The sequence below is a fragment of the Rhizobium sp. CBN3 genome (assembly GCF_030518245.1).
GTDB lineage: Bacteria > Pseudomonadota > Alphaproteobacteria > Rhizobiales > Rhizobiaceae > Rhizobium > Rhizobium aethiopicum_A.
On record NZ_JAULSE010000008.1, the window covers coordinates 153,026 to 167,306 of the forward strand.

Consider the following 14,281-nt stretch of genomic DNA (forward strand, 5'->3'; position numbering starts at 1 on the left):
CATGCGTGGAATTATTGGAGGGCGGGCGAACCGGGCAGATCTGGCGCGACGGCGATACCGTCATCAGACCATCAGGCGCATGGACGCCGACCACGCACCGGTTCTTGCGCCATCTCGGAAGCAACGGCTTCCCGGCGGCTCCGCAGCCCATTCAAATTACCGGCGACGATCAGGAGGTCGTCAGCTACGTCGCCGGGCGCGTCTGCGAAGACCTCAGTGATCCCCTTGTCGGATCGGAGCGCATGCTGATGTCCGCAGCAAGACTTCTGCGCGATTTTCATACAGCATCTCAGGGCTTTCTGGAATCGGATGACGGTGCTCAGATATGGATGCTGCCGCCGCAGGAGCCGCGAGAGATCGTCTGTCACGGAGACTTTGCGCCCTACAATGTCGCAACTGTCGATCAGGAGGCTGTCGGGATCATCGATTTCGACACTGCCCATCCCGCCCCGCGCCTTTGGGATCTCGCGTATGCTGTCTATCGGTGGGCGCCCCTCTCCAATCCTGCCAATCCCTCCGTGGCCTTCGGTCTGGACGACCAGCTGCGGCGGGCGAAAATCTTCTGCATTGCCTATGGCGCGACGATGGAAGAACGGCGCCGGCTTCCCGAGATGATCTGCAGCCGGCTTCAAGCTCTCGTCGATTTCATGTTGGCAAAGGCTGCGACCGGCGACGAGATCTTCGCGGAAGACGTCGATGCAGGAGACGCCAGGCTCTATCTGAACGACATCGGCTATATCGGCATACACCGAGATCGGCTGTTGAAAGCGCTGTCCTGACTAAAGCCATTTTCGCCGGCGGAAGAAGCCGAAAAGGCTGAGGCAGAGGACAGCGATGACGCCCAATACGACGAAATAGCCATACTGGAATTTCAATTCCGGCATGTCGCTGAAATTCATGCCGTAGATGCCGGCGATCGCAGTGGGAACGGCGAGGATCGCCGCCCAGGCGGCGAGCTTGCGGGCGATCGCCGTCTGTTCCGTCTGGCCGATCATGACGCTGGCTTCGAAGGCGAAGGCGAGCACCTCGCGCAATGCATCGATATCTTCCTGAACCCGGCGCACGTGATCGGTCACATCGCGAAACAGCGATTGCAGCGTCGGATCCATGCCGGGAAGATCGATATGCTCGTATCGCCGGCAGACGTCGACGAGCGGCACCACGGCGTTGCGCAGCCGCAGAAGCTTGCGCCGCAGCATGTAAAGCCGCTCGATGTCGGATTTTCCCAGCTGTTCGCGCAGCACGAGATCCTCAAGCATCTCGACCTCTTCCTGCACCACCTCGATGACAGGCATGTAGTTGTCGACGATGAAATCGAGGATGGAATAGAGGATGTAGTTCTCGCCGTGGGCAAGGGCGGCGGGCGTCGCCTCGCACCGCTGCCTGACCGCAAGATAAGAGGAGGATTCGCCGTGGCGAACGGAAACGACGTAACCGCGGCCGACGAAGAGATGCGTTTCGCCGAAGACGATTTCACCGTCCTTCATATGGGCAGTGCGGGCGACGATGAACATCGCCTCCCCGTAAATTTCCAGCTTCGGGCGCTGGTGGGGCTGCGCCGCATCCTCGATCGCCAGCGGATGCAGATTGAACTCGGCCTGGATCTGGTGCAGCAGCACTTCATCCGGCTCATGCAGGCCAATCCAGACGATGGCATTCTCCCTGTTTCGCCACTCGCCGGCTTCCTCTATTTTGATGTCGCGAATACGCTGCCCATGCTCGTAGACGGCTGCGGCCACGACGCCGCGCCGCTCATGAGGAGGCGACGCCGACCCGCTGCCGACCCGCGCGGAAACACTGTCCAGATCCTTCAGCCGTTCCAAATCCTGCCGTCCTCCCCATCCCGCGGATCACGTATCCGCAACCAACGCCGGTCAGGCGTTGGCCGATCATAATGCCATTTCGTAAAACATGCATCCGCTTCGGCACGGGACCGGCTAAACCCTCACTATCCGGAAAAACGCCGAACCAATGGCCAGAGGGGCGGCGCGCCTCCATCTCTATCCATCGAGGCCTGAAAGCCATGCACGAATATCCTCCAGTGAGCGAATACGGATCGAGGAGTTGTCGCGCGAGGGCATAAAATCCCAGCTCTGCCAGAACCGCTCGGCTTCTTCATCGATCGCACGGACGACGATGGCCCGTCCACCGACGAAATCGGCTCCGGCAACGCAGCGAAGAAGGGCATCCTTCACGAGTGCCGATCCGATACCTTTGCCCTTATAGGAGCTATCCACGGCCAATTGCCCGATCAAGAGGCAGGGAATTGGATCGGGCGGACGTCCAGTTCTGATCTTGCGTGATACGACGTTGGGCTCGATGACCGTCGGTGCGAGGCCGTAATAGCCGATCACCCTGTCATCGTCGCAAACCACAAACGTCCGGGTAAATCCACGTTGCTGGTTCGATGTTGCAAAGTGTAGCCAAGAATCGAGGGAGGGCTTGCCGCAGGAGAACCCCTGAAGTCGATGACGCCAGTCAAGAAGCTCGACATTCGACAGCGTCACCGGTCAATTTTCCCAAGGCGCCTTGCGCTGCAAGCGTTCTACTACTTTCGGCGATGGCGCGGATGGTGCCGCCTCGATTGCCGCCACAAAGGCATCGAAAGCATCGGGAGACAGGCGGATGACGCTTTCGTTCAGGATCGCCATCTGCGCCTCATGCACGGCAGCGCGTCGCATAAACTCTGTCCGGGAGAGACCCGTGAGCGCTGCACCACGGTCAATGACTGCCAGATCATCATCGCGAAAACGCATTGATATCGGTATTTCCTTGCGGGGAGCGGTGCTTGCCATGGTTTCCTCATGAGGCATTGGGAAGTTACATAGGCAAATGTAACGCGGAACGCAATACATTAAAAGTGCTTCTGCTTAACTGACAGCGTAATACTCATGGGCCGTGCGGCCATCCATGCGGTGGGTGATACGCCGTTGAACCAGGCGAATGACCGGCTCCCTCCGGCCGGCAGCTTATGAAACCGGAACATGAAGGCGCCCGGCGATGGCCAGGCGCCTTTGTTTCGTCATGAGGCGAAGGCCGGATTGCGCCGCGCGCCCATTCTCAGCACGAAATAGATCGCTCCGCCGATGGCGACGCCGAAGAACCAGCCGTAAGTGCCCCACCATTCCGGCAGGATGGAGGTGAAGGTCGGCAGGATCGAGGAGAACAGCGCACCGACCGCAAAGGCGATGAAGGCATTGCCGTGCCAGCCGTTCTGGAACCGGAACTCGCCATTCTCCTGGTAGAGCGCCTCGACGTTCAACTGGCTCTTCCGGATGAGATAGTAGTCGACCATCATGATGCCGAAGATCGGCCCCATCGTCGAACCGATGAAGTTGACGAAATGCGCCGCACCCGTCTCCCAGGGGGCAAACGGATAAAGCACGAGAGCGATCAATGCCGCTATGTATCCGCCACGTTTGAAGTTGATCTGGCGCGGGAAGACATTGGCGAAGTCGAAGGCCGGCGAGACGAAGTTCGCCACGACGTTGATGCCGAGCGTTGCCACCGCGAATGTCAGCGCCGCAAGCAGCGCCAGGAACCAGCTGTCGAATTTCGCCGAGATCATTTCCGGATGCAGCAGGACCTCGCCGTATACGGTGAAGGCGGCCGTGGTCGTGACACCGGCGACGAGGCAGAATGCCAGGAGGTTGATCGGCAGGCCCCAGAGATTGCCCTTCCGCAGCGCCTTTTCGCTCGTCGCGTAACGCGAGAAATCGCAGAAGTTCAGATAGAGCGCGGCGAAATAGGTGATCCAGGTGGCGGCCACGGCAGCAAGTGCGGCAATCGAGCCGGGTTCGCCCGGCACGCCGGCATCCTTGGTCTTTTCGATCAGCACGTCACGCGGGATTTCGGAACCGAAGGAGAAGGTGCCCGATTTGGTGACGAGATAGACCGCGAGGATCAGCATCATGATCCAGACGGCAGGACCCGCCCAATCCTGGAACTTACGGACCGTTTCCATGCCGCGCTGAATGATCAGCAGCTGCAGCGCCCAGACGATGATGTAGCAGATAAGCTCGAGGGTCGAATGGCCGAGCATGTGGCTGTTCTGATGGAAGGCGAGCAGGCTCTCGTTGCGGATCAACAAGGCAACAATCGCGCCGGATGCGGCGGCGGTCTGCGCGCCGTACCAGAAGCAGGCGACCACCGCCCGGACGAGTGCCGGAACATTGGCGCCGAAGGTGCCGAAGGAGGCGCGCGCCAGAACCGGAAAGGGGACACCGGTGCGCACGCCGGCATTGCCGACCAGGCTCATCAGGACGAAAATGACGAGAGAGCCGATGCCGATGGCGATGACGAAGTTCACGAAGCTGCCGCAGAGCAGGAACAGGCTTGCCGCCAGATAATAGCCCCAGAGACTATGGACGTCCGACGTCCAGACGTTGAAGATGCTGAATGCACCCCACTTACGCTCCTCCGCAGGCGCAAGATCCTCGTTGTACAACGAGGGAGACGGATTTTGAATGCTCATAATGCCCTCCCATATCCCCAGTGGCCGACTCGGCCACGATGGAAGTCTGCGCTTCATTTAGGCATCTGACAATTTAATAGTCACATTGTACACAATCCTGATCGATCAGATGTACAGGCTCCCGACCTAGAGCAATTCAACGCCGTGCCGTTCCGCTCCGGGTGGGACGGCATCGCCTGCGCCTTCCCAACCATCTTGCCGCCGCCCGCGTTGCAACGGCCGCCGCAGCGGCCGCAGGCGATGAACGGCGAAGTCTGGTCTTCATGCCTCAGCCAAGGCTTCGGCCCGAACACTTTCATCCCGGGGGATTCTGAACCATGCGACATAGAGCGCCGGCAGGAACAGCAGGGTGAGCGCCGTGCCGATGACGATGCCTCCCATCATGGCGTAGGCCATCGGACCCCAGAAGATCTCGCGCGAGATCGGGATCAGCGCCAGGGTTGCCGCCGCCGCCGTCAGCATGATCGGCCGCATGCGGTGCTCGGTCGCCTCGATGACCGCCTGCCATGGTGGGACGCCTTCGGCGCGCAGATGCTCGATCTGCACCACCAGGATGACGGAGTTGCGGATCAGGATGCCGATCAGCGCCAGAATGCCGAGGATGGCGACGAAGCCCATGGGAGCATTGCTCAGCAAAAGCGCCGCCACCACGCCGATCAGGGCCGTCGGCGCCACCGCAAAGACCAGGAACAGGCGGCTGAAGCTCTGCAGCTGGATCATCAGGATCGTCGCCATCGTAAACAGCATCAGGGGAGCCACGGCCGCAATCGGCCCTTGCGCCTCGGCGCTGGATTCGACGGCGCCGCCGATTTCCACCTTGTATCCGACAGGAAGGTTTTTCTGGAACTCCTCGACCTTCGGCTTCAGCTGATCGACAATCGTAGCCGGCTGCGTCGAGCCGATGACGGCCGCCTTGAGCGTGATCGTGGGCTGCCGGTCGCGACGCCAGATCGTCGGCTGCTCGAGCTCGTAACGGAAATTCGCGACGGCCGACAAAGGCACGACTTTGCCGTTGGAGGTGGAGAGCTGCAGATTCTGAAGAGTCTGGATGGAGTCGCGCTCGGATGCCCTGGCTCGCCCGACGACGTTGACCAGGTAGATATCATCGCGAATCTGCGTTGCCGTCGAACCTTCGACGATGCCGTTGAGCGCGGTTGCTATGTCTTCGGAGGAGACGCCGAGCTGGCGGGCCTTGTCCTGCAGGACGTCGAGCTTCACAACGCGGGAAGGCTCGTTCCAGTCCAGCACCATGTTCGACAGCAGCGGGTGGGTGCCGACGACGCCCGCAAATTGCTGGGAGATATCGCGGACCTTCTGAATATCCGGGCCGCTGATCCGGTACTGGACCGGCTTACCCACCGGCGGGCCGATATCGAGAAGCTTCACGAAGGCGTCAGTGCCCGGGAAGGTCTTCGTCAGATAATCCTGCAGCTCCGCCCGCACCTTGTCGCGCACGTCGAGGCCTCTGGTGACGATGATGGTCTGTCCAAAGGTGACGTCGGGCGTCTGCACGTCGAAGGACAGGATGAAGCGCGGCGCTCCCTGGCCGACATAGGTCGTCCAGTGGTCGATATCCTTATTGTTTGCCAGCATGTCCTTTTCGAACTTGGCCATCTGCCTGTTGGTCTCGGCGATCGAGCTGTTGTGGGGCAGGTTCCAGTCGATGACGAGCTCGGTTCTGTCCGAGTTCGGGAAGAACTGCTGCTGCACCAGCCCCATGCCGCCGACCGAAAGGGCGAAGACGCCGACCGTCAGCACGATGGTGATCCAGCGCCAGCGCATCGCGAGCGTCAGCAACCAGGAGAAGACGGCGGCGAAATGGCCTTTCTTCTCGTGATGCGACTTCATCGTCTTTGGCAGGATGGTGACCCCGAGAAGCGGCGTGAACAGCACGGCGACGATCCAGGACACCACCAGCGAAACCGCGATGACGACGAAAAGCGTGAAGGTGAACTCGCCGGCCGCACTGCTGTTGAGGCCGACCGGGATGAAGCCCGCGACGGTCACCAGCGTTCCCGTCAGCATCGGAAAGGCCGTCGAGGTGTAGACGTGGGTGGCGGCCTTCCTGAGATCGTCGCCCGCCTCCAGGCGGGCCACCATCATCTCGACGGCGATCATGGCGTCGTCGACGAGCAGCCCAAGCGCGATGATGAGCGCGCCGAGCGAGATGCGCTGAAGCGAAATGCCGGAATATTCCATTACCACGAAGGTGATGGCGAGCACGAGAGGAATGGAGATCGCTACCACCATGCCGGCGCGAAGGCCGAGGCTGATGAAGCTGATGACGAGCACGATGACGATCGCTTCGAAGAGCGCGCGAGTAAAGCCCGAGACGGCTTCGTCAACGACATGCGGCTGGTCGGAAACACGGTGGACATCCACGCCGATCGGAAGATCGGCGACGACCTGTTTCATCCGCGCGTCGAGCGCCTCGCCGAATTCCAACAGGTTGGCGCCCTGCTTCATGCCGATCGCAAGCCCGATCGCGGGCTCTCCATTGAAGCGAAACAGCGCCGATGGCGGATCGACGTAACCGCGTTTGATCGTGGCGACATCGGTCAGCGGGAAGAAGCGGTCGTTGATGCGAAGGTTGATCGACCTGAGACTCTCCTCGGAGGTGAACTGTCCGCTCACCCGCAAGGCGATACGCTCCGGACCGGCGTCGACGAAGCCGGACTGAGTGACGGCATTCTGGGCCTGCAGCGTCTGGATGACCGACTGCTGGTCGATGCCGAGCGCTGCGATCTGGCGCGTGGAGAATTCGAGATAGATCGCCTCGTCCTGAGCGCCGATCACATCGACCTTGCCGACATTCGGCACGGTCAGAACTTCGGAGCGTGCATTTTCCACGAGATCGCGAAGCTGGCGCTGGGTCAGCCCGTCACTGGTGAAGGCGTAGATGTTGCCGAATACGTCGCCGAAGCGATCGTTGAAGAAGGGACCGACGACCCCGCTCGGGAAATCGCCCTTGATGTCGGCAATCATGTTGCGGATGCGCAGCCAGGTCGGCGCGACATCCTTAGCCTTCGTCGTCGGCAGCAGCTCGACGAAGACGGTCGTCTGGCCGGCGACGGTCTGGCTCTTGGTGTAATCGAGCGATTCCAGTTCCTGGAGCTTCTTTTCGATCCTGTCGGTCACCTGCCGCGTCACCTCCTCGGCGGAGGCGCCGGGCCACTGGGCGGTGATGACCATCGTCTTGATGGTGAAGTTCGGGTCTTCCTCGCGGCCCAGGTTCAGGTAGGAGAAGGCGCCGGCTAGAATGAAGACGATCATGAAGTACCAGACGAGCGAACGGTGCTCGAGCGCCCAGTCGGAAAGATTGAAGGACTTCACTGGCTGATCTCCTGGTCGATCCTGATGGCTTGCCCATCCTCAAGTTTATGCACGCCTGCCACGACGACTCTCTCTCCCGGAGTGAGCCCTTCGGTGACGCGGACAGTGCCGCCGTCGACGACGTCGCCGTCGATCTTCACATGGCGGCGCGAAACCTTCTTGCCTGCTACGTCGACGATCCAGACGCTGGCGCCGTCGGTGCCGGCAACAATCGCCGAGGAAGGCAGCACGATCTCCGGATCGGCAGCGATTGTTGCGGAGGCAGTGATGACCGCACCGAGCCTGAAGGCTTCAGGCGGGTCGGCGAGCGCAATTTTGGTCCTGCTCGTGCGGGTGGCGGTCTCCGCCTCCGGCGCGATCTCGCGCACGACCCCGGAGGTGCGGATCGAAGGCTCGAGCTGCAGCGTCACTTCGAAGGGCGCGCCGATCTTCAGTTTCTGGGCAGCGGCCTGCGGCACGTCGACAACCGCGTCGCGCTTGTCGGGCCGGGCTATCGTGACGACCGTCTGACCGGCCGACACGACCTGGCCGACCTCGGCCGAAGTCGCCGTGACGACGCCATCGAATTCCGCCTGAAGCTGCGCATAGCCGAGCTGCTCCCTGGCTTTGTCGAGATTGGCCTGCGCCTTGGCGACGGCGGCCGCGGCCGTCCGTCTCGCCTGCTCGGCTTCTTCGAGCGAGGCTTCGGTGCCGGAGCGCGATTCCACCAGCGCGCGCCGGCGCTGCTCTGTCGTCACTGCATTTCGAAGCTGGGCATCACTGTTCTCGACGTCGGACTGGGCGCTGCGCACGGCAAGCTCCAGCGCCAGCGGATCGATGGCGGCAACGACATCACCCTTCTTGACGACATCGCCGACATTGACGTTGCGGGCGATCATCCGCCCGAGGATCCGGAAGCCGAGTTCAGTCTCGATCGTCGGCTCGATCGTGCCGGTCAGGCCGAAGCTCGTCGCGGGCGTCTGCTTGACCGTCATCGACAGCACCGGACGGGGCGCTTCACCAGTGCTTTCCTCCTGCTTGGTGCAAGAGGAAATCAGGGCCGTACCCATCATCAGTGCGATTATCTTGGGACGAATACTCACTTGGATGCTTCCTTGACGTAAGACACGATTTCGCCGGGCCTGAGGAATTTGGTGCCGTCGGTCACCACGACGTCCCCTGCCGACACGCCCGATTTGACGATGAATCTGCCGGTCTCGTAGCCGGCAACGTCGATCGCTCTCGCTGAGACCGCAGAGGATGCGGGATCGACGATCCAGACGGCCGGCTTGCCGTCCTTGGAGGTCATTGCCGACCAGGGCAGCTGGATGACGTCCTGCGGGACGTAACTGAATTTCCCGACGACGGGAGCGCCGAGCGGAATAGGAGCATCGCTTGATAGCGCGACCTTGACCCGGATGGTGCCGGTGGAAGAATCGATCGTCGGCGAAATCTCGCGCACCTTCGCCGTGATCTTCTGCGAGGGGTTCGACAGCAGGGCCACGGTGCCGTCGCCGTCGATCGGGCGCAGGAACGCACTCTCGACCACTTCGAAGACGGCATCCCGGTCGCCGTCATGGGCAAGGGTGAAGACGACCTGGGCGGCCTGCGCCACCTGCCCGACCTCGGCATTGCGGGCGGTGATCACCCCGTCGGCATCCGCCTTCAGCTCCGTATAGGACAGGGTGTCCTGCGCGGTTTCGAAAAGCGCCCGCGCCGATTTCGTCGATGCCTGCGCCGTCAGAAGCGCCTCCTGCGCCTGGTCGAGCGCCGCGCGCGTCGTCACCTGGGTTCGAAACAGGCTCTGCTGGCGGTCGAAGGCAAGCTGCGCCTGGGTCTGCTGGGCCTCAGCGGACTGAAGATTGGCGGCGGCCACATCCAGATCGGCCTTCTGTTCTTCCGGATCGATGCGCGCCAGCAGCTGCCCCGCCTTCACGGACTGCCCGACCTCGACCAGCCGCTCGACGATCTTACCACTGACGCGGAAGGACAGATCGGTCTGAACACGGGCGCGAACCTCTCCCGTCAGCGCACCGCCATCGCTCAGCGGCTCAGACCTGGCGACGACGACGCCGACCTGCCGCGCGGCAGGTTCGCTCGGCCCGCCCGGCTCGCTGCAGGAGACGAGACCGATCGTGCATACGAACGCTGTGGCGACCAGAATGGTTCTCATAGTTGACCTCTTGCTCTCAACGGCATCTGCTATATAATTGACTGACGGATTAGTCAATGAAACTTTTGCCACGGCGAGGCACGAATGGCAGCTCAGAAGAAACTCACACGCGCGGAACAGAAGGCGCTGCGACCCATCCAGATCCTGGATGCCGCATTCGAGGAATTCGTCAGAAACGGGTTCACCGGCGCCCGCGTCAACGACATCGCAGACAGGGTCGGCGTCACCAAGGGCACGGTCTACGTCTACTTCGAGACGAAGGAAAAGCTCTTCGAAGCCATGATCAGTCACTTCTCGGTCCCCTTTCAGGAACTGCTTGAAATCACCGCTGGCCTCAGCGGCAGCGCCACCGACAGGCTGATGTCCATTCTCGGTCTACTTTACGACCAAATCGCGGAGGATCGCACAACCCGCGAATTGACGCGGCTGGTGATTTCGGAAGGACAGCGGTTCCCCGACCTGATCGATCGCCACCACGATGAATTCATAGCGCCAATTATCGCCAGGATCGACGCGCTCATCCTGGAAGGCGTTGCGTCAGGGGAATTTCGCGAAATTCCCGTCGAATTCTCCGACCTCGTGGTCGCGCCGATTCTGACGACGACGGTTCTGCGGCTGATATTCGACGATCGCCGCGTGCCGACGCCCAACAAGGACGCCTTCATGCGGGCCTATTTCGACCTGCTGTTCAACGGGCTGCTTGCCGAACGTCGCTGATTGCGAATGACGAAAATATCGGCGCAAGCACATAGCTTTTCTAAAGTCTTTATGTGAAAACATCGAGTTAGCTTATGCTTCGAAGGTACGATCTGAATTCCCGGCGGAAAAAGTGGAACGTAAAGTCAATCTCAAAGATGTCGCACGTGATGCCGACGTGTCGCTGAGCACGGCCTCGCACGCCCTGAACGGAACTGCGCCGCTGACGATCGAGGTGCGGGAAAGAGTGCTGGATTCGGCAAAACGTCTCGGTTATCTCGACCGCCGGAGAAAGAAGGCGACGATCGCGGCCTTGCACGTTCTGCTTCTCGCCATTCCTGACGATGCCGCGCCGGAGAGCGATCTCAATCTGGTGAGCTGGACGATTCTCAACGGTCTTCGCAGGGAATGCGAGCGTCGCGGCATCCGCATCGTGCCCTACGTCAGCAGCGGCCGACGCATCGACGGCGCCGAGGTCAGGCAGATCGCGATATCAGAACGCGCAGACGGCATCGTGGTGCTGAACGACGATCAGCCCGAACTCATCCGCAGCCTCGCCTCGGCGGATATGCCCGTCGTCATCGTCAACGGTGAGGATCCCGCCATGCTGGTCGATACGGTGACACCTGAAAACCGCTTCGGCGCACGGCTCGGCATCGAGCACCTCCTGGCGCTCGGCCACCGCCGGATCCTGCATCTGACATGGAAGGGGCGCACGACCATCCAGCGCCGCTATGATGGTTTTTCCGATGCCTATTTCGCCGCACAGCTTCCGGTGCCGAAGGATATGATCATCGAGGCGGAGGGATATGAGCCCCGGCATGGCGAGGCGGCCATCAACGCGCTGCTCCATCGCGATCCCACGCTGAAAGGCGCCACCGCCGTCTTCTGCGCGGCCGACAATCTGGCGCTCGGCTGCCTAAAGGCATTGGCCGATCGCGATATACGCGTCCCCGACGCGATATCCGTGCTCGGCTTCGACGACATCGTTCCCGGCGAGTTCAGCCGCCCGCCGCTGTCCACCGTGAGCGTGCCGACCGACCGTCTCGGCGCGGCAGCGCTCGCGCTCATCGAACAGCGGCTGATCGCCAACGATCCGCAGCGGCCGGCTCATCGCCTGGAACTCGGCTGCCATCTCGTCCTGCGCGGCAGTATCGCACCGCCGCGCTGAAGCGCCGGAAGAGCCAGCCTCTAGAAGCTCCCATCAGCGCAAGCGCTCAGCCCGGAGCCGTGTATCGCGCGGGCTTTCTCCAAAGGTGCTGCGGTAGATGATGGAGAACCTGCCCGCGTGGGCAAAACCCCATATCGCGCAGATTTCGCGGACGGATTGCTGGTTCGTCGGATCCCGCAACTGCTCGCGGGCCGCCTGCAGCCGGATTGTGCGGAGGTAACCAGCCGGCGACGTTCCCCTGAAGGCCTTGAAGCCCGTTTGCAGCGCACGAAGCGAAACTCCGACATCATCGGCGACCATCGTCATGGTGAGAGGTTCCGCGATATTGGCATGCATGTAGTCGATAGCGCGTCGGACATGCCAAGGTGCAATCAACGATACTTTCTTTTTTTCCAGATGATCGGAAAACCGATGCCGGCCAAATCGGATCACGAGGTGAGCAAGAGTTTCGCTCATCGCGGCTGCGGCAAGAGGCGAAGATAGCAACGGACCGGCGCCGCGCATGCCCTGCACGATCGTCTGGAGTAGATTGCCGATGAGTTGGCCTGACTGCGTCGCGCGATCCAGAAGCGGGTCGAGATCGAACGACTCCGAGAGGGGCTTTTCCACCAGCGAGGCGAGGACCCTTTTGACAACCTTCCAGTCCAGAAAAAGGACGTCCGAGCGATGCGGTCCTCCCTGGACCACACGATCGCCGACTTCGTGATTGTTGGCCATGAGAAAGTAACCGGCGCCACTTTCGACCGTTCTCTTTCCTATCGACAGTCGAAAAGAGCCTGTGTGCGGCATGAAAAACGCGAGATGCTGCGGAGACTCATCAAGCGTCCGGATCGTCCAGGAACTCTGATAGACCGAATGAAGCACCGTGAGCGCCTCGGTCCTTCTCAGATCCGCTGCCCAGGCGAATTTTCGGTCATCCTTCAACGGCTGTGCGCCGAAAACGCCGTAACCAGCCGTAAAGGCCTGAACCATTGATTCGAAGCTGGTGCCTCCATGCGTGGGCTCGAATCCGTAACCCCGATGCTCGGCAATTGCCATTTTCTCCCGTCTTAACGCATCCATGCCGCTCGGTTCTTTTCTTCTGCCGCCTGACATCATCGCGACTGGTCTGGCCAATCTTGATGGGTTAAGCAGGACCGGCAAAACCACGGATGATTTCGTTGCCCCGCAGAAGCAAAGCGTCCCCTCCACCTGCTTCACACTTACAGTGTAAATCAATATGTTTGGAAAATGAAGTACGCTCCGCTGGACCACGTTGCCCCACACTTCCTGCGAGACACTGAGCCCGCGAGAGTTGCCTCGCGTAACGAACGGGACCTTTTGCGGTTGATCTGGAAGTCGCCCGGCATCGAGCGCTCCAGCCTGACCGATCCACTCGATCTCACCCAGCAATCGCTGCACAGAATCGTCGGCCGGCTTCATGATCGGGGAATGGTCGTCTTTTCCCAATCGGAAAACCGGCGCGCCGGTCCGCCCAGCCCGGAGCTGACGCTGCGAAGGGAGTGGTGTCTGACGCTCGGCATCTCCATCAACGTCGGAACGATCGGCCTTTGCCTCATGGGCTTCGGCGAACCGTTGGACAATATGGAAATTCCCCAGGCCGGCTCGTCGCTATCCATGGAAATGCAGCGGATCGAAGCAGCCCTCGAACAGATCCTCGCCCGGCGCGGCGCCAAGCGGCGCGACATCCTTGGCGTCGGCCTCGCAGTCTCCGGCCATCGCATGCTGGATACGGCTTTCAATTGTCCCCTGCCGCTGGCTCATTGGTCGCTGATCGACCTGGCGCCATTGCTTGGGGAGCGGCTTGGCCTGCCGGTCTGGGCGGACAATGTCGCCAGGACTGCGGCCTTGGCGGAAGCAATTTTCGGCGTCGGGCGTGACGTTGCCGATTTTGCCTATATCGCCCACCTTCATGGCTATGGCGGCGGCCTTGTCTCCGGCGGCATGCCGTTTCGCGGCAGTTTCGGAAATGCCGGCGAAATCTCCGTTCTTTTCGGGCGTCACGACTACGATGATCGCCCCGCTCTCAACCAGCTGCTCGAGCATCTTCGCGCCAAGGGGCGCAGCGGCCTGACCCTGAGGGATCTGAAGGACGAAAATATGGTGGAGTGGGATGGTGTCGAGGAATGGATCGACCGCGTCACTCCGGCCCACAACAGAGCCATCAATGCGATCTGCGCGATCTTCGACCCCGCATTGATCGTGCTTGGCGGCGAGCTTCCACATTCACTTGCGAGAATGCTGATTGAACGCACCGAATTCAACAATCTGCCTCGGCATGGCGCATTGCGCGACGTGCCGGGGCTGGCCGTGGCGAAGATCATCGATGCGCCGGGCGCGATCGGTGCGGCCTTGATCCCGCTCTTCGAAACCGTTTTGTGATCGCGACTCAGCTAATCAAGCTCATCGAAGGAGGACTAAAGCGCACCGCAGGACCAGATGCGGTGCGCTTCAG

12 protein-coding genes are annotated in these 14,281 nt (G+C 61.2%); 4 read left to right on the forward strand and 8 right to left on the reverse strand.

Going from position 1 to position 14,281, the window contains the following annotated elements; translation table 11 throughout:
* Window positions 1–5: 5 nt before the first annotated feature.
* Window positions 6–779 (forward strand): phosphotransferase enzyme family protein, encoded by a 774-nt coding sequence (locus QWJ46_RS14585; protein WP_302751791.1) that lies wholly within the window; start codon window positions 6–8, stop codon window positions 777–779.
* On the opposite strand, the gene QWJ46_RS14590 is transcribed toward QWJ46_RS14585, so the two are convergent.
* From QWJ46_RS14590 to QWJ46_RS14620, 7 genes are all read right to left on the reverse strand, one after another.
* Window positions 780–1,823 carry a magnesium and cobalt transport protein CorA gene (locus QWJ46_RS14590; RefSeq protein WP_302751792.1) on the reverse strand — a complete coding sequence of 348 codons (1,044 nt, stop codon included), beginning with the start codon at window positions 1,821–1,823 and terminating at the stop codon, window positions 780–782. It lies immediately after the preceding gene.
* Window positions 1,824–2,000: 177 nt separating this feature from the next.
* Entirely contained in the window at window positions 2,001–2,507 is a 507-nt protein-coding gene (locus QWJ46_RS14595) for a GNAT family N-acetyltransferase (protein WP_302751793.1), read from the reverse strand.
* Window positions 2,508–2,510: 3 nt separating this feature from the next.
* A complete protein-coding gene (locus QWJ46_RS14600) occupies window positions 2,511–2,795 on the reverse strand; it encodes a DUF1778 domain-containing protein (RefSeq protein WP_302751794.1) in 285 nt (94 codons plus the stop codon).
* A gap of 227 nt (window positions 2,796–3,022) precedes the next feature.
* Complete coding sequence (locus tag QWJ46_RS14605; RefSeq protein WP_302751795.1) at window positions 3,023–4,474, reverse strand: NCS1 family nucleobase:cation symporter-1; 1,452 nt, start codon at window positions 4,472–4,474, stop codon at window positions 3,023–3,025.
* A 261-nt stretch (window positions 4,475–4,735) separates the two neighbouring features.
* On the reverse strand, window positions 4,736–7,807 hold the full coding sequence (locus QWJ46_RS14610; RefSeq protein WP_302751796.1) for an efflux RND transporter permease subunit: 3,072 nt from the start codon (window positions 7,805–7,807) through the stop codon (window positions 4,736–4,738).
* Window positions 7,804–8,889: an efflux RND transporter periplasmic adaptor subunit gene (locus QWJ46_RS14615; RefSeq protein ID WP_302751797.1), complete on the reverse strand. Its 1,086-nt coding sequence runs from the start codon at window positions 8,887–8,889 to the stop codon at window positions 7,804–7,806. Before QWJ46_RS14615 ends, QWJ46_RS14610 begins: the two co-directional genes overlap by 4 nt.
* Window positions 8,886–9,959, reverse strand: a complete 1,074-nt coding sequence (locus QWJ46_RS14620; RefSeq protein ID WP_184456318.1) for an efflux RND transporter periplasmic adaptor subunit — start codon at window positions 9,957–9,959, stop codon at window positions 8,886–8,888. The genes QWJ46_RS14615 and QWJ46_RS14620 overlap by 4 nt, the downstream gene beginning before the upstream one ends.
* Before the next feature lie 84 nt (window positions 9,960–10,043).
* Between QWJ46_RS14620 and QWJ46_RS14625 the strand changes: the two genes are divergently transcribed.
* The gene (locus tag QWJ46_RS14625; protein WP_302751798.1) at window positions 10,044–10,676 is read left to right on the forward strand and encodes a TetR/AcrR family transcriptional regulator; all 633 of its coding nucleotides are present in this window, start codon (window positions 10,044–10,046) and stop codon (window positions 10,674–10,676) included.
* Between the two features lie 112 nt (window positions 10,677–10,788).
* Complete coding sequence (locus QWJ46_RS14630; RefSeq protein ID WP_184456314.1) at window positions 10,789–11,826, forward strand: LacI family DNA-binding transcriptional regulator; 1,038 nt, start codon at window positions 10,789–10,791, stop codon at window positions 11,824–11,826.
* A gap of 33 nt (window positions 11,827–11,859) precedes the next feature.
* On the opposite strand, the gene QWJ46_RS14635 is transcribed toward QWJ46_RS14630, so the two are convergent.
* Complete coding sequence (locus QWJ46_RS14635) at window positions 11,860–12,888, reverse strand: AraC family transcriptional regulator (RefSeq protein WP_302751870.1); 1,029 nt, start codon at window positions 12,886–12,888, stop codon at window positions 11,860–11,862.
* Between the two features lie 168 nt (window positions 12,889–13,056).
* Here QWJ46_RS14635 and QWJ46_RS14640 point away from each other — a divergent pair, with 168 nt between their 5' ends.
* Window positions 13,057–14,208, forward strand: a complete 1,152-nt coding sequence (locus QWJ46_RS14640; protein ID WP_302751799.1) for an ROK family transcriptional regulator — start codon at window positions 13,057–13,059, stop codon at window positions 14,206–14,208.
* Window positions 14,209–14,281 lie beyond the last annotated feature (73 nt).

Excerpts from the sequence above, each read along its gene's own strand:
- QWJ46_RS14620 (WP_184456318.1), bottom strand. The coding sequence starts at position 9,959 with ATGAGAACCATTCTGGTCGCCACAGCGTTCGTATGCACGATCGGTCTC.
- QWJ46_RS14640 (WP_302751799.1), top strand. The coding sequence starts at position 13,057 with ATGAAGTACGCTCCGCTGGACCACGTTGCCCCACACTTCCTGCGAGAC.
- QWJ46_RS14605 (WP_302751795.1), bottom strand. The coding sequence starts at position 4,474 with ATGAGCATTCAAAATCCGTCTCCCTCGTTGTACAACGAGGATCTTGCG.
- QWJ46_RS14600 (WP_302751794.1), bottom strand. The coding sequence starts at position 2,795 with ATGGCAAGCACCGCTCCCCGCAAGGAAATACCGATATCAATGCGTTTT.
- QWJ46_RS14635 (WP_302751870.1), bottom strand. The coding sequence starts at position 12,888 with ATGGATGCGTTAAGACGGGAGAAAATGGCAATTGCCGAGCATCGGGGT.
- QWJ46_RS14625 (WP_302751798.1), top strand. The coding sequence starts at position 10,044 with ATGGCAGCTCAGAAGAAACTCACACGCGCGGAACAGAAGGCGCTGCGA.